A 24,176-nucleotide genomic window follows, 5' to 3' on the forward strand; every position below is an offset into this window, starting at 1 on the left:
TATAGCGACTCCACTCCTAACTGTCAATCACTTTGATGGAGAAATTTTGGGGTGCTGAAAGCAAGATTGCACGGTGGGTTCAGGGTTTTTGCGGCAAGCGTTGTTTCAACTTCGTGAAAAATCTTTTGCAGATGACAAACTTTTTTTAGGGCCATTCGCTGCTGACGCTCTTTGGTGATGAGCCCAGTTGAACGGTTATTGTCAAAGCGGGGCAGAGTTTCGGTTGACTTGCATGCTCCGCTGTCACGAGTCACTACATTTGGCGTTTCTTTTTGCTTAAAAGTTTAGAGCTTTGCTAGATATAGCGGGTTCATGAGCTACTCTATTGGCATCTCAGGCATAGTTTGGTTTGGTACGGAACTTGACTATGCTTTCGCAGTATATTTGCACTAATGCCAAGGCTGGGCTTATGTCGTTTGTAGGTCTACATATTCATAGTGACTACAGTTTGTTGGATGGGGCGAGTCAGTTACCGCACCTTGTCGAGTATGCGAAGTCACTGGAAATGCCCGCGATCGCTCTTACTGATCACGGCGTGATGTACGGCGCGATTGAACTCATCAAAGTTTGTAAGAAGGCTGGCATTAAGCCCATCATCGGCAACGAGATGTACTTAATTAACGGGGACATCGATAAGCAACAGCGACGTCCTCGTTATCACCAGGTGATTTTGGCGAAGAATACCCAGGGCTACAAGAACCTGGTAAAGCTGACAACGCTCTCCCATTTAGAAGGGATGCAAGGGCGAGGGATCTTTTCACGTCCCTGTATTAACAAGGAGCTATTAGAGAAGTACAAAGAAGGGCTCATCGTTACGAGCGCTTGCCTGGGCGGTGAAGTGCCTCAAGCGATTTTGCAGAAACGGCCGGAGATCGCGCGACGAGAAGCTCAGTGGTATAAGGACGTTTTTGGGGACGACTACTATTTAGAGATCCAAGACCATGGGTCACCCGAAGATCGCATCGTGAATGTCGAAGTGGTGAAGATTGCCCGCGAGCTGGATATCAAGATTATCTGCACCAACGATTCTCACTTTATCTCGTGTCTCGATGTGGAAGCCCACGATGCCTTGTTGTGCATTCAGACCGGGAAACTGGTGACCGAAGATAAACGGTTGCGATATAGCGGCACCGAATATTTGAAGTCGGCGGATGAGATGCGGCGACTGTTTCGAGATCATTTGCCTGATGACGTGATCGAAGAATCGATCCAAACCACGTTGGAAGTGGCGGATAAGGTCGAAGAATATACCGGAATTTTGGGGCAACCGCGAATTCCCGACTTCCCAATTCCGGAGCAATTTGAGGGAGCCGAAGACTACATGGCTCACGTTGCCCGAGAGGGGTTGGTGCAACGGATGAAAGCGGCAGACTACACGGAAATTGAGCAAGAGTATCGCGATCGCCTCGAATACGAAGTCGAAATGATGATTCAGATGGGTTTCCCCACTTACTTTTTGGTGGTGTGGGACTACATCCGATTTGCGCGGGAGAACAACATTCCAGTCGGGCCGGGGCGGGGCTCAGCCGCAGGGTCTTTGGTGGCCTATGCGATGGGAATTACGAATATTGATCCGGTACACCACGGACTACTGTTTGAGCGCTTCCTTAATCCTGAACGGAAGTCGATGCCGGATATTGATACGGACTTCTGCATCGAACGGCGAGACGAAGTCATTGATTATGTGACGGAAAAGTACGGCAAAGAGCGGGTGGCGCAGATTATCACTTTCAACCGCATGACCTCTAAAGCCGTACTCAAGGATGTGGCCAGGGTGCTGGATATTCCCTACGCGGAATCCGATCGCATGGCGAAACTCATCCCCGTGTCGCGCGGCAAGCCGACCAAACTCAAGGTCATGGTGTCGGATGACACACCTGCGCCCGAGTTTAAGGAGCGCTACGACAAAGATCCGCAGGTGCAACGCTGGCTGGACATGGCGATGCGGATTGAGGGCATGAACAAAACTTTCGGAGTTCATGCGGCCGGGGTCGTGATCTCGAAAGATCCGCTGGATGAGATTGTGCCGCTGCAGCGGAATAACGATGGCCAGGTGATCACGCAGTACTACATGGAAGATGTGGAAGCCCTGGGACTCCTGAAAATGGACTTCTTAGGGCTGCGCAACTTGACGATGATTCACCGGGCGGTGGAGTTGGTGGCAGCGGGCAAAGGCGAAGTCCTCGATATGGACGATTTGCCGATGGATGATCCAGCGACCTTCAAGCTGCTAGAAAAGGGCGATTTGGGGGGCGTATTTCAACTGGAATCTTCGGGGATGCGGCAAATTGTGCGGGATTTAAAGCCGTCGGGTTTAGAAGACATTTCGTCGGTCTTGGCTCTATATCGACCGGGGCCGCTAGATGCAGGGCTGATTCCCAAGTTCATAAACCGGAAGCACGGGCGCGAGAAAATTGACTTTGCGGACAAAGTTCTGGAGCCAATTCTCAGCGAGACCTACGGCATCATGGTCTACCAAGAACAGATCATGAAAATTGCCCAGGATATGGCGGGCTATTCGCTGGGACAGGCTGACCTGTTGCGAAGAGCTATGGGTAAAAAGAAAGTCTCGGAGATGGAGAAGCACAAAGGACAATTCATTGAAGGGTCGGTAGCCAAGGGTGTTCCCAAGAAAGTGGTCGAAGAGCTTTGGGATCAGATGGTGAAGTTTGCGGAGTACTGCTTCAATAAGTCGCACTCTACCGCCTACGGATTTGTGACCTTTCAAACAGCGTATCTGAAGGCGAATTATCCCGTCGAATATATGGCGGCGCTGCTGACCTCGAACAGCGGCGACCAGGATAAGGTGCAGATGCACATTGCGAACTGCATCAGCATGGGCATTGAAGTGCTGCCGCCGAATATCAATGAGTCGCGGGTGGATTTCACACCGAAGGGGCAGCAGATTTTGTTTGGCCTGTCGGCGGTGCGCAACCTTGGGCAGGGAGCCATTGAGTGTCTTTTAGAGAGTCGCGAGGAGGACGGGCCATTCACGTCGTTGCCGGAGCTGTGCGATCGCGTTGATATGCGGGCAGTAAACCGGCGAGCGTTGGAGGCGTTGATTCTCAGTGGCGCATTTGACCCCATTGACCCGAATCGCAACCAGTTGATGCACGATTTGGAACTGGTCTTGGAATGGGCGCAAAGTCGGGCCAAGGATCGAGAGATTGGTCAGGGCAACTTGCTGGATATGCTGGGCGTGGGAGGCGATCCGGCGGGAGAGATCGCGTCCATGGGAGGCTTTGAAAGTGCTCCGAAAGCGCCACCGGTAGATGATTTTGAACCGCAAGACAAGCTCAAACAGGAAAAGGAACTACTCGGCTTCTACATTTCAGACCATCCCCTGAAGTCGGTGCAAAAGTCAGCCCGCATTTTGGCTCCGGTGAACTTAGGCGAACTGGAAGGATTACCGGAAAATGTGACGTTGAGCGCGATCGCAATGTTGGCGAACGTGAAACCCATCGTGACGAAAAAAGGCGATCGCATGGCCATCGTGCTGCTCGAAGATCTCTCCGGCAGCGTGGAAGGGGTCGTGTTCCCCCGCTCTTATGAACGGATTGGGCAGCACATTCAGCCCGATGCCCGGTTGATGGTGTGGGGTAAATGCGATCGCCGGGACGATCAGATTCAATTCATCGTTGATGATGCTGAACCCATCGAAGACGTAACCATGGTCATGGTGGATCTGGATGCCAGCATTGCCGCTGATATTGAGCAACAGCATCGCTTACGCAATGTGATTCGGAGCAATCAAGGCGATGATCCGAAATATGCCCGAGTTCCTGTGATTGCCGTGATTGGCAAAGATGTCGAGCGGCAGGTAGTACGGTTAGGGGCTCAGTTTCGGGTCAAGGATGCGGAAGCCGCGATCGCAGCGCTAGCCCGAGCCGATTTCAAGGCCCGCACCAGTCCTTTGATCAGCGCTTAGGAAACTGCAACTAAAAAAAGTATCCGTTTAATCCGGTTTCGACTTCGCTCAACCTTCCAGTATCGAGAGTTGAGCGGAGTCGAAACTCGGTCCATGGGGGTCTTTTTTGCGCGCAAGTCCCTTAGGCACGGCGAGCACGGCGAACTCCGGTGGGGGCAGTGGATGGGGAAATGCGTTTTGGGAACGCCCCTGATCAGCTATCCCCTATCGGGCGTCGATACCTTGAGCGTGGCTTCCTGCGCTTGCGAACATCTAAGAAGTGGGCAGGGCGATGCGGTTACGCCCCTGCGCTTTGGCCTGATACAACGCGCGATCGGCCAGATTGAGTAACTCATCAGGAGCGATCGCTGCTTGGGGCACCATTGAGGCCAGGCCAAAACTCAGGGTCAAACTCCCAGATTGAGAATCTTCGTGCCGAATGGCCAATGCCTGAATACGGCAGCGCAGTATCCCAAGCAACTCTACGGCCGCATCGGCCTCCGTATCCGGCAGCAGAATGACAAACTCTTCGCCGCCGTAGCGGGCGACCAAGTCTTGCGATCGCTTAAAGACTAACTGCATCGTGCTTGCCACCTGTTTAAAACAGGTATCGCCTTCAGGGTGTCCATAGCGATCGTTGTACTGTTTGAAGAAATCAATATCCGCCAGAATCAACGTCAACATGCCACCCCGAGTCTGTTGCTCTCGCCAACACTCTTCTAGGTAATGGTCAAATCGACGGCGATTGGCGACCCCGGTCAAACCATCCATGGTCGCGAGGGTTTGCCAATGCTCGTACAGTTCTGCTTGAAATACCGCAATGCCAAACTGCATGGCGATTCGAGACAACAGTTGAATTTCAGTCTCGGTCCAGTAGCGTGGCCCCCGGCAATGGTGGGCAATCAGCAATCCCCAAAGCCGCCCCTCTTGCAACACGGGCACGACCAGATTGGCCCGCACGCCAAAGCCGCTCAGTAACTCGATATGACAAGCATCGATGCCAGCAGTGTAAATATCGTTGATCGCTCGCACGCGACCTTGTTCGTAGAGCGAGACATAGCCATCGCGAAAGCACGGCTCTTCGATGTGGGTAAAGAGAATGGGCATCACCCCCGGTGCCGCTGATTCAACGGTCACGGTACCGCTCCAGTCAGGCTTGAAACGGTAAAGCACAACCCGATCTGTCCGCAAAAACAACCGCACCTGCGCCACGGTAGTGTCTAAAATTTCATCTAACTCCGTACACTCATAGATGCGTTGAGAAATCGTGTCAATCAGTCGTTCTTGGGATAACTCTCGTTGCGTTAACTGGCGTTGCCGCCGGAGGATTTTGATCTTTTGCTGTAGGGCTTGATTAATTCTTTTCAGTTCCTGGGTCTCAGCCTGAATGGCCGCAGCCACCGCTTGATTACTCTGCCGCATCACCTCAGACACGATTTGACGATCTTGCAGTTTTTTCAAACACCAACAGACGATGAGTTGCCCATTGGCAGTGGCGATAGAGTCAGCATTGACCTGCACTCGAACGGGTTGTCCCAGGGTTTGTAATGACATTTCCCAGGGGGGAATCTGCGCTGCCGTCGTCGCGATATAGTTCAGTCGCTGCTGTAGCCGCGATCGCTCCGTCGCAACGACAAAATGTGACAAAGACTGCCCCTGCAATGCGGCCAAAGGCTTACCCAGCAAGGTCTGAGCCGCCTGATTGGCATCTTCAATGTAACCATCAGCAGTTGTGATCAGACAGGATTCAGAGCACAGCTCAAACAGTTTTTGATACTGACCAGTCATCTATATCAATCAGCTTCTTAAAAGCGCCTATGGTTGACTTAATTACCACTTGCGAACGACGGCCTGCACCAATACGTATTCCATACAGAAAAATCATTGAGGAAGCGATATGGACGGTAATCCATCAATCGCGCCAGCCCTTTAAAGCAGCCATGAGAACCACTGAAATACAGCGTTCCCCCGCTGGATAAGGGACAAATTCAGATCTAAGACTTAAGCGTGACAAGGATTTCAGGGCTGACGCTGTACCTCACGGGAACAGGAAACGCTGTAGGGGATATTTTCACGGAGTAGCTTGGCGGACCAAACTTGCGTACCTTCGCAAAACAGCGCGACCATCCAATCAATTTACTTGGTCATGAAGGAATCCGGATGAATGTAAAGCGTTTCGTTTACATTGCCCCGTGCCACTCAATGATTGAGGGGATCCGTTTGGGGCCGTAGGGCAAAGGCATACCTCCTATGTTTGCATTGCGGAATTCGCTTGCGGATGAGATCCGAGTTTTAAACCATTGATGGATTGGCAAATTTGGGATTTGCTGGGGCAAAGACCGATCGCAGACAGTCAGGCCCGGCATCAATGATTCTGCCAACCGGTAAGGTAGCTCTCAGTCGGCCAGCAATCTATAATTTTTGTGTATGAGAGCAGCCGTTAGGAAGGGTAAGAAATATGGACATTGGCCCATTGGAACCGTTGAAGCCTTATTTGAACTTTTTTCATCCCATTTTTATGTGGGTTTTATTAGGGCTGAGCATTTATGCCATGTATCTCGGGTTCAAAATTCGCCAGACGCGGTCAGCGGAAGGTGATGTCAAGAAGGAATTGATTAAAGGCAAGTTTAACGCGCGGCATCACAAGTGGGGCTCAGCCTTGCTCGCACTGATGGTGTTGGGCAGTATCGGCGGCATGGGAGTGACCTACGTCAACAACGGCAAGCTCTTTTTCGGCCCGCACCTACTGGTGGGGTTGGGCATGACGGGGATGATTGCCACCTCAGCTTCTTTGGTACCGTTTATGCAAAAGGGCAATGACACGGCGCGTTCAGCCCATATTGCTCTGAACGTGATTTTAGTCGGGTTGTTTGGCTGGCAAGCTGTCACGGGGGTGCAGATTGTGCAGCGCATCCTCGAAAACTTCGGGAGCTAATTGCGGCAGCCACAACCGTCACCGACGTATCCAGGCAATTGAAAACTCGGCAGGGGCGATCGCTCCTGCCGAGTTTGTTTATGGCCCAATTTGCCTGACGGGCGATCGCTCTTCACGACAGCGACGTTTCGGTTGCCAAACTGTCCAAGATCTCAACGATGGCCTGCCAGGTGGGGCGATCGCCGAGCTGTGACGACAGACAGGCTTGCTGCAGGTGCTTCAGGGTGTGCCAGCGATCGCTGTGGGCCTCGATATCTGGCGGCGGACAACGGTCTAACAGATCTTCTAACAGACAGCCAAACGCCCTCACTTCAAGGCGGGCTAAATCCGTGCTGAGATGAGCCTCGGTAGCGTCGAAAAATCCAGCGGCCCCAAAATCGCTCAAAAAACTGTCGCCGCTAGCATTCGTCAAAATATTGTGCGCGTAAAGGTCGCCATGCAGAATGCCACGACCATGCAAATGAGCGGCAGCGGCGGCAATCCCGCTGGCGATCCGCAGACTCACCGCCAAAGGAAACTGCGTCTCGGCAGGGTAGGTGTCGCGGGTGCAACTGGCCAAACTAGGCGGGCCGCCCAAGGTTTTGTAGTCAGCTTCGATAAAGGGAAAAACCAGTCCGGCTTTTTGCGCTGGATGATTCACCACCTGCCCCAATACGCTCACCAAATGAGGATGACGCCCAGCCGCCATACAGGCCTGCATTTCATCGATCGGGGAGCCATCGCTGGTGATAGCGCCTTTGAATAATTTGACGGCAACGGTCTGCGAGGAGTCCTGGCGTTGCCAAACGGCTCGGTAAATGACGCCAGAGGCTCCCTGTCCTAGTTCTTCAGCCACGGCGAGATCGCCCCAATCAATTGTGGTCAAATCTCCAGACGATTGGGGAACTGGGGAGAATTCAGTGCAAAAGGGATTGCCCGCATAGGCCAGCCAAGCGAGACGGGGCAACGACAGTAACCAATCGGGCAGAGCCGATAACTGATTGGCCGCGAGTCGAATCAGTTCTAAGTTTTGACAGGCGGCCAACTCATCCGGCAAAAACTGTAGGCGATTGCCTGCCAGCATGAGTTTTTGCAGTTTAGACAATTGGCCCAGCGAGGCGGGTAGGGTGGTGAGTTGGTTGTTGGTGAGAATCAACCACCGGGTTTGGGGGGGCAGGGCGGTTTCGCTCAGGTTGGTGAGCTGATTGGCCTTAAAGCTAATCATGGAGAGTTGAGGACACTGTGCCAATACTTCGGGCACGGTCTCAAATTGATTGTTGTTCAGAAACAGCACCTGGAGGTGGCGCAGCCGAGGCAAGTCGTCGGGTAATGCCGATAGACGATTGTTGGACAGGTCCAAAATCTCTAAGCAATCCGCCAGCTTAAAGATCTCCGGGGGAAATTGGGTCAGCTGCTCTGACAAACTGAGGCGCTTGACGCCTTGAATCTCACCGCTTCGTAATTGCTCCAATGTGGCCATGGTGTTGGGGGTGCTTTGAAGGTGTGCGTCGCTGTTTGGGGTCAAGCAGATTTTAGCCGTGGATGCGGCCCGGATAAATTCTCAAGGTGCTTACCCGCAGTAGATGAAACATGACGACCAGCCGAAAATCTAGGCGGTGGCTGCTCGCTCTAGCACGAGGGTAAACGGGCCATCGTTCACGATATCGACCTGCATCATCGCGCCAAATCGGCCCATTTCCACCACTAAACCACTTTGCGTGAGCATCTCGACAAACTGCTCATAGAGCATTTCCGCTTGGTCAGGTGGGGCGGCTTGGGCAAAAGAGGGGCGACGACCTTTATTGCAATCGCCATAAAGGGTGAACTGGCTAATGACTAAGAGTTCCCCCTGGATGTCTTGGACAGATAAATCAGGGCGATCGCTCCCCGGCGCGGAAAAAATTCTCAGGTACAGACATTTACGGGCCATCCAAGCGAGCTCGGCAGGCGTGTCGGTGGGGGCAATGCCGACGAGCAGGTTGAGGCCGCGACCGATTTGCCCCACGATTGCACCGGCCACCGACACACTGGAGGACTGCACTCGCTGAACGACAACACGCATGGAACGGATTCTCAGGGAAGGGGTAAACACGGGCCGAAGGGGCAAGGGAGCAGCCCATCGCCGGGCTGTAGACAGCATAAACGCCGATGCGATCGCTCACCAGCGATCGCGCCATCCCCATGTCTCCTCAGGCTGACTCTTGACGTGTCGGGGCCGCTGTTGACTCAGCTGACTGTGCGGGGATTTCCAGTAGTTGCGCGGCCAGAATTTGCGCGATCGCTGCTGCGGCTCCGGGTGGCCCCAGGCGGCGCTGACCGTTTTGACGAATAGCGTCCAGGCGATCGCCATCAGCCAACACCTGAGCCATCTTGCCGCCAATGTCCTCAGTATTCGGGACTAACACCACGGACGACCCTAACAGCCGGGTTTGCAGCTTAGCAAAGGTGGGGTTGAATTGCGGCCCTGCGCCCGGCGTAATGAAAGCTGGCTTGCCCAGTCCCACAAATTGCTCGGTAGCCGTACCCGCCATGGCGATCGCCGTATCCGCCGCTTGCAAACAGTCAGCGTAAGCAGTTTGGGTCAAGACTACCTGCCCCTGGGCTTTCGTGAATTGGGTCTGGGGATGCCGGGGATCGGGTTGCCAACCAGCGGCAGCTAACCCTGACTGTAATTCAGTCAAATCGAGAGCGGGGGCGATCGCCCCAAAAAACTGCACGGCACGCGGGGCAAATTGTGACAACACGCTGTCCATTGCGGTAACGATCAGTTGCCAGTTGGCATAAGCTTCAGGCGATCGCGACCCTGGTAACAACGCCACCGTCAGGGTCTCGGCGGCATCTGGTTTGAGCGCACTCAACTGCGCCGTGGGGTCCAAGCCATCCATCATCGGATTGCCCGCAAACACTTGGGGCACGCCGAGTTGCTGCAATTCCCCCCGAGTCAATTCATCGCGAACGATCGCCGCCCGACAGCGATCGCGACTCATTAGCCAGCGCTCCCACGGCAAATACATCGAGCCCGCCCAACCCGCATACCAGGGCAAGTCCGGCAGTGGCCCCTGCTCATCCCGCAGATAGTAGGCCGACTTGGCCGTGCCAATGACGGCATAGGGCAACCCACTCCACCAAGCAAAAGCGGCAGGAATCACATCGCCTACTGCCAGCACGGTGCCGCCTTCCCGAGCCCACTGTTTCAACGCTTTGAGCTGCCTCAGGGTGAGCTGCACCAGTCCGCCTTTGAGATCGCGTGCCAGTTGCCGGCTATCCATATAAATGAAACCACCAGACGGTAAAGTCTGAGTCGCGGCAATCAGGGGAATTTGCTGGTTGACGAATGAGCTGCCTACTCCCACTAAAGGCAGGGCGGCCATTTCCACCGCTGGATGCCGCGATCGCAACTCTGAAAGGATGCGGAGGGCGATCTCGTCTTCCCCATGACCATTACTAATGCAGAGCAACCGAGTCGTCATACTCACAGAACTGAATGACTGGACTCTAAGCAGCATAGACCGAGACTGGGTGAGTCATCCCGCTAACTCGTTCGCGGTTGGTCTAAAACGGGACTGGACTCGTCAGCACTACGTCTTCAGCCGTCACGGGATGGCGGAATCGGATCGCTTTGGCATGGAGGTGGAGGCGGTCAGTTTGCCCCTTCGTTCCGTACAGGGTGTCGCCCAAGATGGGCGCGTTGAGGCCGTGGGGATGGGCGGCGTGGACGCGAAGTTGATGGGTGCGGCCCGTGTGGGGTACGAAGTGGAGGCGGGGGCGATCGCCCGCCGTTAACACCTGATATTCAGTCAGACTCGGTTTTCCATATTCGGGGTGAACGGTGGTTTTGGGGCGGTCGTGGGGATCGCGCCACAGGGGTAAATCAATCCTGCCTTGGGGCTGCTCAACGGGGGCGCTCAGCAGGGCCTCGTAAGTTTTTTGCACCTGACGATGGGCAAACTGCTGGTGCAGATGCCGCTGGGCCACCTCAGTTTTGGCGAGCACCAACAAGCCCGACGTGCCTTTGTCGAGCCGATGCCCAGCGGCCAAATACGCGATGTCCGATCGCTGGCACCGGAGGCGACTCACCACGCTGTCTTGCAACGCCTGGGTGCGTCCCGGCACTGAGAGCAAGCCGCTCGGCTTATCCACCACCAGCAGCGATGCATCTTCGAATAAGAGCGGGAGTGGCTCATCGGCGATCGGTTTCGGAACATCGGCTGGCGTTAACCCCGAGAGCAAAAAGCCCATAATCGGTTGACAGCGATCGGCGCAAGCGCCGTAAAACTGACCAGGATGCTTGTCATCCGTCGCTGGCCCCCACCAAAATTCCGCCATCGCCAAAGGCTTCAGGTCATGGGTCGCAGCGTAGTGCAACAGTTTGGGGGCGGCGCAGTCACCGGTGCCCGTAGGCAGTCCTATGGGCCAAAGGGCGGCTAAGGCCGCCGTTTCTCCCGCAAAGTTAGTGAGGGAATACGCCGCATGCATTTGGGTTTGCAGCTGTCGTGAGAGGGCTTGGCGCTGTTGTTTCAGCTCGCGAATTTGGGCGTCGGCTTGGGCGATCGCGGCTCGCAACGGGGCCAAGACGGCATCACGTTGTCGTTTGAGTCGGCGCTTTTCGCCACCCTCGTGTTGACTCTGGCGCACAAGTTCTGACTCCGTCTGGGCCAGCTCGGGGCCAGTCAAGGTCTGAGCATCCTGCTCGCGGCGGCGATCGCGGGCTTGCTTCTGCTGACGGTGCCACTGTGACCAGGCTTGCAACTGCTCAGCAAATATTTGGGACTGGGCCGTAAACAAAGCCCGCTCGGGCATCTGTTGCCGCGTGATGATCTCCTGCTTCAGCTGCTCTAGCTGTCGCAAGGTCTGTATTTCTAACAAAGACACTTGCTCCCGACCAGGAATCGGCGGCACCCAGCCCGCCACCGTGGCTTGACCGTGCCATAAGCCAGAAAAGGCTTTGAGAACGCCTCGTTCGCCCGTGGGCGTCGCGACGAGCAATACCCCAATCATTTTGCCTTCGGTGGGATCACCGATCGCGGCGGGCAGGATGGGCATCAGGCCCTGGGCGATCGCTTCCGCCTCGGGCGTCCGGGGCAGCCGTAACCATTGGTGCGTCTGGGGACAGCGGCCCTCATACCAGTAATCCGGTGGGTTGGAGGGAATCGCGCGATCGCCCGCCACAAAGTCCGTCACTGGATAAAGCCGCCCCATCGGTCTACAGCAGGTTGGGCGTGTAAGGCGTAAAGAGCGAACCATCGCCCTTGGCAACGGTAATCACCGTTTTGACGCCCCCCCGCCGGGTATAGTCGCCAATCACTCGCAGACCAATCGGAGCGAGTTCTTGCCAGAGGCGATCCGCGATCGCATTCGTCACCAGCTCATGGCTGATGCGCTGATCCCGAAATGAATTGATGTACAGCTTAAAGGCTTTCAGCTCGACCACCCAGGCACCAGGCTGATAATCCACCACAATGGTGCCAAAGTCGGGATAGCCCGAACGGGGGCACAGCGCCGTAAATTCTGGATGTTCCAGGTGAATGGTGTAAGTGTTATCGGTTGGATTCGGCCATTTTTCTAACGGCTCGACGGCAGCTTGAACAATGGCGCGATCGCCATATTGCTGATCGGTTGCTACCGGAGCAGAACGCGGCTGTTTATGGTCTACGGATTGGAAAGTCGTCATAAGGTCGGCATCAATATGGCGGGCAACGTCTGATTCAAGATTAATCCTAGCCAGTTCTCAGGCGATGGCTAACCGCGACGCCCTCGACCCAGCCGTTAACTGGCGCTCTCTTCAAGTTGAGCGAGAACGCGATCGCGAAACTCCGGGTCGGTGTTCGCCAAGCCCAGCAGTTGAAAGTAGTCCTGTCGAGTTAGCCCCGCCGCTTGAATGAGGGTAAACGCTTCCGACTCGACGGCCCGTTGGAGCTGTACAGACTCAGCTTCAGTTTCGGCCCGCTGGAGGTCGGTAGTGTGATCGTCAATCAACTCGGCCACACTGAGGTAAGCCGAGACAAACTGATCGACCTTCTCAGACGGAATATCCGTCGCATTCAGCTCCGTCACGGGTTCCATCACCGCTGGCGTGGGGGCATCGGTACCATCATCAGCCCAAGCGATCGCACTCGGCCAGCACAAACTACCGATCAAACAAACTAGACCAGCCACCACCCAAAACGACTGCGGCCATTGAGCAAGCGGTTTAACTTTGGTCACATCCGTTCTCCTGTTTACGGCTGATTTTAGTATGACGAACTTAATACTCGATGCCACGCTTGCAGTCCATCATGCCGGGAACGCTATTGATCCTGCTGTGCCCACAAGTCATTCAGATCAAGGTAGTAGCGCGGATTAACCGGCTGACCATTTCGATGAACTTCGTAATGCAGGTGCGGCCCCGAAGAACGCCCAGTCGACCCCAGTGCACCAATTAACGCGCCCCGCTTGACGCGATCGCCCGCTTGCAACTCGATTTCAGACAAGTGGGCATACAGTGTTTCATAGCTATAGCCGTGGTCAATCACCACATGCTTCCCGTAGCCGCCCGAATACTCAGCTTTCACGACAATGCCATCTGCCGTCGCATAAATTGGCGTGCCCGTTGGGCCGCGAAAATCGATGCCATTGTGCATCTCGTAGCGGGAGCCGCCAAACGGATTGCGCCGCAGGCCAAACTCCGAAGTCACTTCCAATGCTCCTTCAATCGGCTTGGCACTGGGGAAAGCCGCCGCTTGAGCCGCTTCCTCGGCGAGCGTATCTTCGAGGGCTGGCCGCACGTGAGCCTCAAGCTTGGTGTCAATTTGCGGCATCCGCGACTTCGCCAGCGCAAAGAGATCGCTAGCGGCAGCGGTCTGCTCCACGCCACCTCGGGGAATGTCCACCGAGGAACGATCACTAGAACTCGCTTCAGGAACTCCAGCCCGCTCGCGCAGATTCTCGACTTCCGAGTCCAAGGTTTCCAGCTCAATCAAGACTTCAGTAGCCGTCTCGGTCAGGTTTTCGTTTTCCTCTGCCAGCTGCTCGTTTTGCCCCAATAATTGGGACACCCAAACCACCGGCAAAGCCGCTAACAGCAAGCCCATCACTGCCAACGGCAGGGGTCTCAGGGTAATTGCCATCGGCGTTTCACCAGTTCGGGTAATCAAAATGGTGTAGGGCCTGGGTAATCGAAATCGCATACGCTTTTCAGGGAACGAAGACAAAGTCTTAAGATTTCCAACAGATTTACCTACAGGATTATACGGGGATCATTCCCATCAGGCAATTTTTACGCTGGAATGCCACCCAAAACAAGCGCTCAGCCAATGCCGCAACGCTGCCGTGCGCGGGCGATCGCGCTGTTTTCGGTAGCGCCACAAAAATCAGGAGCGCGGCGGACTATCGCCAGAGGGCACGACAAAGTCTCCACGCTGCGGCCTCCGCCACAGTTCGCAACCATCAAAACTGGAGGAAGCGAACGCGGCAACAGCGTTGAAAGTAACCCCAAGAAAGTCTTGCTTGCCGACGTTTCGGGACTTGCGTGAAGCAACCCAAAAGGCACGAGGCGGCAGCGCTGAGATTGCAGATCCCAGAGAGCCGACAACTAAACCGATGAGGAAGACTGGGCTAGTGGCCGCTGTCAAAAGTGTCCCAAACAAAGGAGCGCTCAAATTTTCTGAGACCATCTGGCTCCAGAGACGAACACCGATTAGCGATCGCGATCGCTCCCCCAACCATCCACCTCATCGGGCAATCAGTCCAGCAGCCCAAGGTAGCGAGCCAGGCACAAGGTGACGATTCTAATGAGATTCGATCGCTTGTCGCAACGCCGCATCGTGGGTCAATAGCGCCTGTGGGTCAATCGCCAACGACTTTGCGAGTTTCAGCAGGGGTTTCAGCCACATCATGGCTTGCGCGGGATCTTCCTGTCGTAGCACGCTCAGCCAGTCGGAAAGGTGTTGCCAATACAGTTCTTGCGATCGCACCAACGCAATCCCGCCCAGCTCATAACCCAGGCTAATCAGCCGTCGCAGCCAGTCCACATCCTCGACCAGATGCTCTGGCTTCGGATGATTCAGAAAATGGCGCAGCGATCGCCAGATGATCCCTTCCAAAATGCGCTGGCCTTCGGGAATGGCACAATCGCATTGAAACTGCTGGGATTCTTGGGCGATAGTCTCTAGCTGCATCAGGTGAACCGTGCCCCGATTGAGCGGCCCGCCATTGAGATCAATGGTTTCTTGATCCAGCAGACGCAGACTTTCCAAAGCGCGATGACGGATTGCCACTTCTGCCGCGACTTGTAACTCTTGGGGCACCGTCAGACCATCGCGGTGAAAGGCTTTGAGCAAGCCGTGATTGTTGCGATAGACCTGATCATAAAGCTGGTCTAAACGCTGCAAGGTGTCGCGGCTGAGGAGCTGCATGATGCGGTGGCGCTCTTCGGCAAACAGGGTCTGCAAGTTATAAGCGTGATCCCCAAAGGCTTCGTTCATGGCTAAAATCACCTGCGCCGCGCTGCCACTGGTAAACGCGGCCAGCACCGTCTCCTTGGCTCGCTGATAGTCCAGCCGTCGCCGGAAGCCGTTGACACTACAGTGGAAATCCCAGCCGCCCAAGTGCAGCACCACAAAACTCAGGTCAGAGCGATCGCCGGTCACATCCGACGTCACCTGCAACCGCCCCACCGCCAGCGACAACGGCCCCATGCGCTGCACCTGATAGTCGTGTTGCTGAATGGTGTAGCAATAGAGGCGCTGTTCGACGTGGTAAGGCGTGAACAGGGAACTCATGGCGTAATGGGCCACCACCTGTTCTAGGCTCACCTGGGAAGGAATCGCCAATTGGCGATAGACGCCCGCCGCATTGTGAAACTGGGGCACATTGCTGAGCCCCGGTTCCAGTCGGTTGATGAATTCCGTTTCCAGCTCGACGCCGCTGATTTCGCCCGCGAGTTCGATCGCCCGCGCCGCATAGCGCAAAATCTGCGTCCCCTCAGGGCGCGACACCTCATCAAAAAACCAGCCGCAACTGGTGTACATCAACAAAGCATGGCGCTGCATTTCCAGCAGTCGCAACGCCTCGACCTGCTCAGCATTGCTCAGGGCATGATGCTGATATTGACGAAAGAACTGATCGCGACTCTGGGCCGTGCGCTGACGAATCACTTGGACGTAGCTATCCCGCGCCGCCCAAGGATCAATAAACAGGGTGGTGCCATACTGCTCAAAGATGTCTGCCAATTCGTCGCGCAGCCAGTCGAGGGCATCGCGTAGGGGCCGCCGCCACTTTTGATGCCACAGGCCGCCGCCGCCGCACCCGCAGTCATCTTGCCAGCGATCGACCCCGTGGGAGCAGCTCCAAGCGGTCACGGGTTTCAGCACGGCTTCCCACGTCGGCGGGCAATGGTGCAGGTAATAGGCATAGTTGGTGACCGTCCACCCCTGATTCGGAAACTCTTTCGTGACGGCATAGGCGAGGGTTTTCTCCGCGCCGCCCCGGTGGTGGCCAAAGGTTTCACCATCGGTAGCCACGCCCACCAGTTGCGACGGCCGATGATCGCCTCGCACCGCTTGACCAATGCGCCCGGCAAAATGCTGGGAAGAACTGAGCACATCGTTAAAGCCCATGTCACGCGAAATCGGGCCATCGTAGAAAAAGACATCGATATAGCGATGGGAACCGTCCGCATTATGACTCGGCAAATAACAGCGGTAAGGTCGATTGGGATCAATTTGCCCACCCCCCACTTCATGCCATGCCGATTCCGGCTCATCGGCCCCGGGGATCACGCGACATCGCTGGACTTGGGAGGGCGCGAGGATGGTGAATTTAAAGCCTTCATCCACTAAAGCTTCAAGGGTGGGATAGTCCACGGCGGTCTCAGCTAGCCAGATGCCCTCGGGCTCGCGGCCAAACCGGGCCACAAAATCAGCTTTGCCCCAGCGAATCTGCGTGTGTTTATCGCGATCGCTCGCCAGGGGCATGATGATGTGGTTGTACACCTGGGCGATCGCATTGCCGTGGCCCGCAAAGCGATCGCAGCTCTCGCGATCGGCCTCTAAAATGCGGCGATAGGTTTCGGGATCATGGCGCTCCATCCAACTCATTAGCGTGGGGCCGATGTTGAAGCTGATATGGGCGAAATTATTCACGATATCGATTACCTCGCCATGCTCATTCAGAATGCGGGCGTAGGCATTGGGACGATAGCACTCGTGGTGAACGCGCTCATTCCAATCGTGAAAGGGCGCGGCGCTGGGCTGGTGTTCGATGGCCCCAAGATACGGATTTTCGCGCGGGGGCTGATAAAAATGTCCATGAATACACACGCACACGCCCAGCACCGTGGGGGGATCAGGCAGGGGCTGAGAGGGCGCGGTCACCGGGGACATTTTGCTGATTTCGCTCATATGTTACTTCAAGCACTGTGGGTAAGGGGCATCGGGCTGAGACATCGCCTTCGCTAACGCTTGGTCGCGCGGTCCGACTTAACGATCGCTAGGTCATCGGGCTAGTTTCTTGGCTGCAATACCAATGCGTTATCTGGCCGATACCTTGACTTGAGAATGAAAGTAATCTTGATTTTGAGTGCTTTCCGCAGCGGCGACGATGGGAAACATAGTCAACTCGTCTAGAAAGGATGCCTGATCTAGCAAGCGTTAATCAACCTCGCCGCAATTAAGGCTCAATCTGTCCAGGTCAAAAATTGGTTTGAGGCAGTGCATGAGATTGGAATAATTCGTCTGTAATACTTAATACTCAAGAGTTTGAGCCGTCGCCCAAAAGCGATGAGCGAGGGGCATAAAGGTTGTTCAACTTTTTATGAATCCCTGGGTCACTCCGCCATGATCCCCGTAACATTGCGTCACCGTGAGCGATCGCAGCAGTTGCCGATAAGTAGGATGACTGGCCCTAGAATTGGCAGATTTCCAGGCGGCCATGGCTGAGCCAGCCGAGCTCCTGATAACGCGGCCCGTTCCCCCATTCGTGACGGTCAACCATCTTTTAGAAAAATTTATCTGCGAATGTTGAGATTCACGGAAATTTGAGAACACTAGGCGAAAGCATAAGTAACTCTCCGGGAGCGGTGTCCCGTTCTTTTTATGATGCAGTGGCCCTCGATTAGCATTATTGTGCCGACGTACCAACGCGAAGCGGTGCTGTGCAGCACCCTCGCCGATGTGCTTAAGCAAGACTACCCCGACTACGAAGTCATCGTGGTGGATCAGACTCAAGACCACCAGCCCGAGACCCAGGCTTATTTAGAAGAGCTGACGGCAACAGAGCAGATTCAGTATTACCAGTTAAGTTGGGCGAGCCTGCCCGGTGCGCGGAATTACGGGGTCGAGCGATCGCGGGGCGACATCATTCTCTTTATCGACGATGATGTGGAGCTACCCGAGAGCTACCTCCACGCCCACGCCAAAGTCTTTATGGAAAAGCCCGAAGTTGGGGCCGTGGCCGGACGCGTGTTCGATCGCATGAAGCTGGGCGATGATCCCAACCTGTCGATTGACCAGCTACCACCGGAAGCAATGGATCCGGGGATCGCCTGGTATCACATTGATCTCGTCCACACGACGCAACCCCAACGGGTGATCAGTGCGCGGGGCTGCAATATGTCCTTTCGGCGCGAAATCTTTGGCAAACACGGCCTCCGGTTTGACGAGCGCTTTCGGGGTAATGCCGTGCGCGAAGAGTCGGACTTTTGCTTACGCCTACGCGAAACGGGCTATATCGTCTGGTACTCCCCCGAGGCCAATCTGATTCATATCGGCGAAGAAAGTGGTGGCTGCCACGACATCAGCACGCGATCGCTCGCCTATCAAATCACCTTTTACCACAACCACTTTTTGATGGGGTTGAAAAACCTTACCCCCGGTCAAGCCCTGCGCCTCTACGCCAAACTCTTTGACTGCCATGTGTTGGGGCACCCCCCCTGCTACAAAAGCGGCTCGCCGATCAAAGTGGCGACCCGCTTTGTCTTCTACTGGCTAGGTTTACTGGATGCGATCGGCACCCTGATCAAAACCGGCAAAAAACATCGCGTTTACACCACGCCCGCCGATACCCCCATGTCCCTCTCAGCCCAATATTGAGTCGGCCAGCCAGGTGACGCTCCCTTCAAAAAGGGAGCGTCACCTGAAATCCTCTTGAACCATCAAACGTCACCGGAAACGTGCCCATGAGAGTTTTGGTTGCCAGTCACACTTACATCGTTGACCTGAATTGCGAAAAGTTTCGCACCCTCGCCCAGGCAACCGATGTCGAAGTCACCGTGGTGGTGCCCCAGCGCTGGAAACCCGGTGGCGTGCAAAACCGCATCATTGAAAAAGCAGCCTGGCAGGATGGGCGGTTTCGGGTCGTGCCCATTGCCAACTTCAGCCAAAACAACCAGGGCATGTTGACCTTTGGCCTAGATCTGGTCAAGCTGCTGCGGGAGTTTCGGCCCCACGTGATTCAAGTCGAGCAAGGTTCCAAAGGCCTCGCCTATGCCGAAATGATTACCCTCAACCGCCTGCTGGGCCTCAACGCGAAAATGTTGTTTTTCACCTGGTGGAACCTGCCCTATGAGCTGAAATTCCCCATTTCCCTGCTGGAAAAATACAACCTGGGTGGTACCGACGGCATCATCTCCGGCAATCAGGACGGGGCCGATATTTTGCGCGATCGCGGCTACGGTGGCCCTATCCGCGTTATGCCCCAACTTGGCGTCGATGAAACCCTGTTCCGACCGCAGCCCCATCCCGAACTCTTAGAAAAACTGGATATTGGCGCTGACGATTTTGTCGTGGGCTTTGTCGGGCGCTTTGTGGAAGAAAAAGGGCTGCTGACCTTAATGAAATCCCTGGGCCAACTCAAAGACCACCCCAAGTCATGGAAATGTCTGCTGTTAGGGCGCGGCCCCTTGAAAGAAGACTTGCAAAAACAGGCGGTAGAACTGGGCATCAGCGATCGCATTCGCTGGGTCGAAAGCGTCCCCCACGATGACGTGCCCCGCTACATCAACCTCATGTCCACCCTCATTCTGCCGTCTGAAACCACCTACAAATTCAAAACCATGACCGCCGTCGGCTGGGTCGAGCAATTCGGCCACGTTTTGATTGAAGCCATGGCCTGCCAAGTGCCCGTCATCGGTTCCGACTCCGGCGAAATCCCCCACGTCATCGGCGACGCCGGACTTGTTTTTGCCGAAGGTAAGGCCGACGAACTCAGCGATCGCATCCGCACCCTCATGGACTCCCCCGCAACCCACACCGACCTCAGCAAACGCGGCTATGACTTGGCGATGGAAAAATACACCAATCGCGCCCTTGCTCACCAAGTTCTCGACTTTTATCAGGAACTGGTGGCATGACGCAGCCCCTCAAAATCCTCCAAATCGTCCCCTCCATCTCCCTGGTTTACGGCGGCCCTAGCCAAATGGTGCGTGGCTTTTCGCAAGCGTTGGCGGCGACCGGAGCCGAGGTCACCATTATCACCACCGATGCCAACGGCGATGTGGATGAGGCCCCCCTCGCTGTACCGCTCAGCGTCCCTGTTCCAGAAGAGAACTACACCGTCTACTACTTCCGCTGCTCGCCCTTTCGTCGCTACAAATTTTCTCTCGACCTCCTCCGCTGGCTGTGGGATCACGCTCAGGACTACGACATCGCCCACGTCCATGCATTGTTTTCCCCCGTCAGTTCCCTCGCTGCCACAGTCCTGCGGCAGCGCCGCGTGCCCTATCTCATGCGTCCTCTCGGCACCCTCGACCCCGCCGACTTGCGCAAAAAGCAGCAGATCAAAAAACTCTACGCCGCCGTTTTAGAACGGCCCAACCTTGCCGCCGCCGCCGCCATCCACTTCACCAGCGAACAAGAAGCCCGCGTCTCCGAACGCTTTGGCACCGACACGCCCGGCATCGTCTTGCCGCTGGGGGTATCGCCTCTGCCACCAGCAACCACCGCGATTGATGTCTACGATCGCTTCGACATTCCCCGTGATCGCCCCCTCATCCTCTTTATGTCGCGCCTCGATCCCAAAAAAGGGATTGACCTACTGCTCCCCGCGTTAGAAACGTTGCAACAAACAGACGTGAGTTTCCATCTCGTCATGTGTGGGGCCAATCCTCAAGATCGGGCATACGAACAGTCGGTGTATGAGCGGGTGGAGAATTCAGCCTTGCGATCGCACGTCACCCTCACCGGCTACGTCGCTGGCGACACCAAAGCCGCTCTGCTCCAAGCTGCCGACCTGTTCGTGCTGCCTTCCTACTATGAAAATTTCGGCATCTCCGTCGCCGAGGCGATGCTGGCCGCGATCCCCGTCGTGATCTCCGACCAAGTCCACATCTGGGAAACGATCCAGCAAACCGACTCCGGTTGGATTTGTGAATGCACCGTCGAGTCCGTCACCACTCAATTACAAGCGGCACTCCAATCCCCAGAGGAACGCACTCAACGGGGACTCAACGCCCAACGCTGCGCCAAAGACCACTACAGTTGGGGCGCGATCGCCGAAAGTGCGATCGGAATTTATCAAAATTTACTCGCCAAGTAGATACATCGATTTTCTGCATGGATGCAATCTGTGTTGTGCTTTGAAGCTTCATAGGTGGACGACTTAAGGTGTGTTCATCAGCAAACAGGTTCACCATCTCAAGGAGGCAAGCAATGGTTTGTCCTAACGAAATCCAAGTTCGTCAGCAGTTAGAAGGCGTGTATCAGCGATCGCCCGCGACCCCATTCCGGCTCCAAGTCTGGAACGGGTTGCGCCAGATGGGGGCGGCTTTAGTGTATGAACTGACCCGCGATCGCAACCAACCGCGCATCACCCAGCATTACAACAGCCAGGGAGAAGCACATTGGCACATCTTTGACCCGCACTCTGGTCAAACATTCATCCGCCAATCCGAAGGTGAAGTCCTGGACTGGCTCGAAACTCGATATTCGCGCTAGCCGGTGACGTTGGCCGCAGGCTCAGCACTGGCCGCATTTGGGGGCATTGCCCCCAAGACCTGCTCCAAAATATCCACAGGCACCTCATAGAAGTATTGCTGTCGAAAGTGTTCTTCTTGCCAAGCGGTCAAAAAGCGGCGGGCGGCTTGCTCGTATTGGGCCGTGGTGGGAGTTACCAGGGGGGCACTCAGGCTCAGGTCATCACGCTGGCGCTGCACTTTATACCCCAGACTTTGCAAGGCCGCGATCGCGAAGTTGAAAGTGCGATCGCTTAACCCCAGTTTGGCCTGTAGCACGGCGATCGGACGACTGCCCCCCGTGCGGGCCAAATACTTAGCAATCCCCAACAGCTGTTGCCACTGCGGCTCTGCGGCTAAAGGTGGCGGCGGCGGATACGCCAGCGTCAGGGGATCATGGGCACTGCGGTAAGGCCCAAAGTCGGCCCAATCGGTCGGACAGTCCACCATAGCCGGTGGGGGCACTGCATCCGTAAATGATTCACGCTGATCAATCAGCCAAGATGTTTTGGTTGAGGTGGCGGGCGCGCTAGCCACCTCAACCGGGCGCAGATCAACTAAGCGGACTTCGTAGCGCTTTTTGAAGGTATTCACATCGAGTTCGACCACCACGTCGTAAAGCCCTTCGGGTAAATCGGCACGCCGATGGCCCCACCAGTGTCCGGGAAAACTGACCTCCGTAGCGGGGCCAACGATGTCAAAGCAAAGCTTGTGGTAGCGCTGCTTACCGCCCCGGCGATCCTTCAAAGTTTCTTCCCAGAGATTCGTAACCTGCACCTGCGGCAACAAGAGTCGGGGCGTAGGATTGCCCATACCGTAAGGTTCCAAGAGCTTCAGGGCACGAAACAAGTCTTTGCCAAGGTCAGCCACAGCAACCACGCAGTCCACCGCTAGGGGGGGCGGTTGAGTGAGGTCGGTAGTGGGCAAGTAGGCCCGCACGGCGCGATTTAACCCAGCGGTCAGCAAGGGCAAATTTTCAATGGGCAAGGTCATGCCAGCGGCAAAGGGATGACCACCAAAACTGGTCAATAGATGGTCTTGCGCTTTGACTAACTCATACAGATCAATTTGGTGAACGGAGCGGGCTGACCCACGCGCCAACAAGGGTTGTCCGGGGGCGGCAGTCGTTTCGGTTTGAAACAGAATGGTGGGGCGATCGTATTCCTGGGCGATTTGGCTGGCCACCAGCCCCAAGACGCCGGGAGACCATTGGGGATCGCTGAGCAAAATCACCTGAGTCGTGCTGAGATCCAGGCGATCAAGCTGCATTTTGGCCTGACGCAACACGTTGGCTTGCAGCTCTTTGCGGCGAGTGTTGGCGAGTTCGGCCTCTAGGGCCAGGGCTTCAGCCTGACGGCGATCGCGACTGGTCAACAACTCCACCCCAAAGCTGGCATCGCCATGAATGCGACTCACCGCGTTGATGCGGGGGCCAATGCCAAAGGCCACATCCGAGGGGCGATCGCCCGTGCGCTTACAAAACTCCAGCAGCTTCGTCACGCCGGGCCGCACCCCCGCTTTGGCTTGCGCCTCCAACACTTGCAGCCCCCGCTGAGTGAGATACCGACAGTCCCCCCGCAGCGCGACTAAATCGGCAATCAGCCCGATCGCGACTAAATCCAGCAGCGTTTCCAAAGGCTGTTGGGGAATCTCCGGTAATTCCTCATACAACGCCTCCACCAGTTTGTAGGCCACGGCCACACCCGAAAGGTCCCCGAGGGGATGGCCCTCCGGTAGCTGCCGGGGATTGACCAGGGCGACGACTGGCGGGCGCGTCTCAGCTAAAGTGTGGTGATCCGTCACAATCACATCTAGGCCCAGCTCAGCGGCGTAGGCCAGTTCAGAGGCTGCAGTGCTGCCCGTGTCACAGGTCACTATGAGGTCGCAGCCCCAAGCTGCCAACTCGTCCAACCCAGCAATCGACAGCCCATGGGACTCCGTAAAGCGATTAGGAATGTAGTAGCGCAATCGTGCAGTCTGGGGAAAGAACTGCCCCAACCCTTCCCAGAGAACGGCAGTCGCGGTCAAGCCATCCGCATCAAAATCGCCCCAGATGGCAACTTTTTCCTGCTGTTGGTGAGCGGTGCGGAGGCGGGCGATCGCCCGCCTCATTTCCTCCCCAAATGCCCCCGGCGCAGTCGGTTCATACTCTTCTGCATTGAGATAACCGCCAATCTCGTGGAATTGCCGCCAGCCGCGCTGCCAGAGCAGTTGGCCCACCAGTTCAATAAACGGCATCTGCCAACCCCGATGAGCCGCCCAGTCGGCCAACGCTTGTTGCCACTGAGCCGATGGCAAGTCACGTTCATCCAAATGCCATTGAAATCGAGGAAAAGTCATCTTATACGCGCCTTACCACCGGAGCCATCGTCAGGAAACCATCGTTGAAATTGCTCAGGCGATCAACGGGTGAGCCAGGGTACCAATAT

Annotated in this window: 16 protein-coding genes; 6 read left to right on the forward strand and 10 right to left on the reverse strand. The window is 55.7% G+C overall.

Translation table 11 applies throughout. The features are described 5' to 3' along the window. Positions 1–409 precede the first annotated feature (409 nt). The gene (locus tag JUK32_RS11420; RefSeq protein ID WP_204138981.1) at positions 410–3,928 is read left to right on the forward strand and encodes a DNA polymerase III subunit alpha; all 3,519 of its coding nucleotides are present in this window, start codon (positions 410–412) and stop codon (positions 3,926–3,928) included. A gap of 252 nt (positions 3,929–4,180) precedes the next feature. On the opposite strand, the gene JUK32_RS11425 is transcribed toward JUK32_RS11420, so the two are convergent. Further along, the gene (locus JUK32_RS11425) at positions 4,181–5,695 is read right to left on the reverse strand and encodes a diguanylate cyclase domain-containing protein (protein WP_204138982.1); all 1,515 of its coding nucleotides are present in this window, start codon (positions 5,693–5,695) and stop codon (positions 4,181–4,183) included. Between the two features lie 670 nt (positions 5,696–6,365). On the opposite strand from JUK32_RS11425, the gene JUK32_RS11430 reads away from it, so the two are divergent. Further along, positions 6,366–6,842, forward strand: a complete 477-nt coding sequence (locus tag JUK32_RS11430) for a DUF4079 domain-containing protein (RefSeq protein WP_204138983.1) — start codon at positions 6,366–6,368, stop codon at positions 6,840–6,842. Between the two features lie 112 nt (positions 6,843–6,954). Here the strand turns inward: JUK32_RS11430 and JUK32_RS11435 are convergent, their stop codons facing one another. From JUK32_RS11435 to JUK32_RS11470, 8 genes are all read right to left on the reverse strand, one after another. Beyond that, on the reverse strand, positions 6,955–8,301 hold the full coding sequence (locus JUK32_RS11435; protein WP_204138984.1) for a leucine-rich repeat-containing protein kinase family protein: 1,347 nt from the start codon (positions 8,299–8,301) through the stop codon (positions 6,955–6,957). A 129-nt stretch (positions 8,302–8,430) separates the two neighbouring features. Further along, complete coding sequence (dtd, locus tag JUK32_RS11440) at positions 8,431–8,883, reverse strand: D-aminoacyl-tRNA deacylase (RefSeq protein ID WP_204138985.1); 453 nt, start codon at positions 8,881–8,883, stop codon at positions 8,431–8,433. A gap of 127 nt (positions 8,884–9,010) precedes the next feature. Continuing rightward, a complete protein-coding gene (locus JUK32_RS11445) occupies positions 9,011–10,291 on the reverse strand; it encodes a lipid-A-disaccharide synthase-related protein (RefSeq protein ID WP_204138986.1) in 1,281 nt (426 codons plus the stop codon). A gap of 82 nt (positions 10,292–10,373) precedes the next feature. Then, the gene (locus JUK32_RS11450) at positions 10,374–12,020 is read right to left on the reverse strand and encodes a pseudouridine synthase (RefSeq protein ID WP_204138987.1); all 1,647 of its coding nucleotides are present in this window, start codon (positions 12,018–12,020) and stop codon (positions 10,374–10,376) included. A 4-nt stretch (positions 12,021–12,024) separates the two neighbouring features. Further along, entirely contained in the window at positions 12,025–12,492 is a 468-nt protein-coding gene (gene queF, locus JUK32_RS11455) for a preQ(1) synthase (protein ID WP_204138988.1), read from the reverse strand. Between the two features lie 95 nt (positions 12,493–12,587). Beyond that, complete coding sequence (locus tag JUK32_RS11460; protein ID WP_204138989.1) at positions 12,588–13,025, reverse strand: DUF4168 domain-containing protein; 438 nt, start codon at positions 13,023–13,025, stop codon at positions 12,588–12,590. 83 nt (positions 13,026–13,108) lie between these two features. Beyond that, entirely contained in the window at positions 13,109–13,987 is an 879-nt protein-coding gene (locus JUK32_RS11465) for a M23 family metallopeptidase (RefSeq protein ID WP_204138990.1), read from the reverse strand. A 600-nt stretch (positions 13,988–14,587) separates the two neighbouring features. Next, on the reverse strand, positions 14,588–17,200 hold the full coding sequence (locus tag JUK32_RS11470; RefSeq protein WP_204138991.1) for a DUF3536 domain-containing protein: 2,613 nt from the start codon (positions 17,198–17,200) through the stop codon (positions 14,588–14,590). Between the two features lie 696 nt (positions 17,201–17,896). On the opposite strand from JUK32_RS11470, the gene hpsN reads away from it, so the two are divergent. The 4 genes from hpsN to JUK32_RS11490 all read left to right on the forward strand — a co-directional run bounded on the left by hpsN (position 17,897) and on the right by JUK32_RS11490 (position 21,730). After that, a complete protein-coding gene (gene hpsN / locus JUK32_RS11475; protein ID WP_204139005.1) occupies positions 17,897–18,889 on the forward strand; it encodes a hormogonium polysaccharide biosynthesis glycosyltransferase HpsN in 993 nt (330 codons plus the stop codon). Between the two features lie 86 nt (positions 18,890–18,975). Then, complete coding sequence (hpsO, locus tag JUK32_RS11480; protein WP_204138992.1) at positions 18,976–20,148, forward strand: hormogonium polysaccharide biosynthesis glycosyltransferase HpsO; 1,173 nt, start codon at positions 18,976–18,978, stop codon at positions 20,146–20,148. Continuing rightward, positions 20,145–21,332 (forward strand): hormogonium polysaccharide biosynthesis glycosyltransferase HpsP, encoded by a 1,188-nt coding sequence (gene hpsP, locus JUK32_RS11485; protein WP_204138993.1) that lies wholly within the window; start codon positions 20,145–20,147, stop codon positions 21,330–21,332. Before hpsO ends, hpsP begins: the two co-directional genes overlap by 4 nt. A 113-nt stretch (positions 21,333–21,445) precedes the next feature. Next, the gene (locus tag JUK32_RS11490; RefSeq protein WP_204138994.1) at positions 21,446–21,730 is read left to right on the forward strand and encodes a hypothetical protein; all 285 of its coding nucleotides are present in this window, start codon (positions 21,446–21,448) and stop codon (positions 21,728–21,730) included. Here JUK32_RS11490 and recJ read toward each other — a convergent pair. Then, entirely contained in the window at positions 21,727–24,087 is a 2,361-nt protein-coding gene (gene recJ / locus JUK32_RS11495) for a single-stranded-DNA-specific exonuclease RecJ (protein WP_204138995.1), read from the reverse strand. The genes JUK32_RS11490 and recJ overlap by 4 nt on opposite strands. Positions 24,088–24,176 lie beyond the last annotated feature (89 nt).

This window comes from Halomicronema sp. CCY15110, assembly GCF_016888165.1.
Taxonomy (GTDB): Bacteria; Cyanobacteriota; Cyanobacteriia; order Phormidesmidales; family Phormidesmidaceae; genus Halomicronema.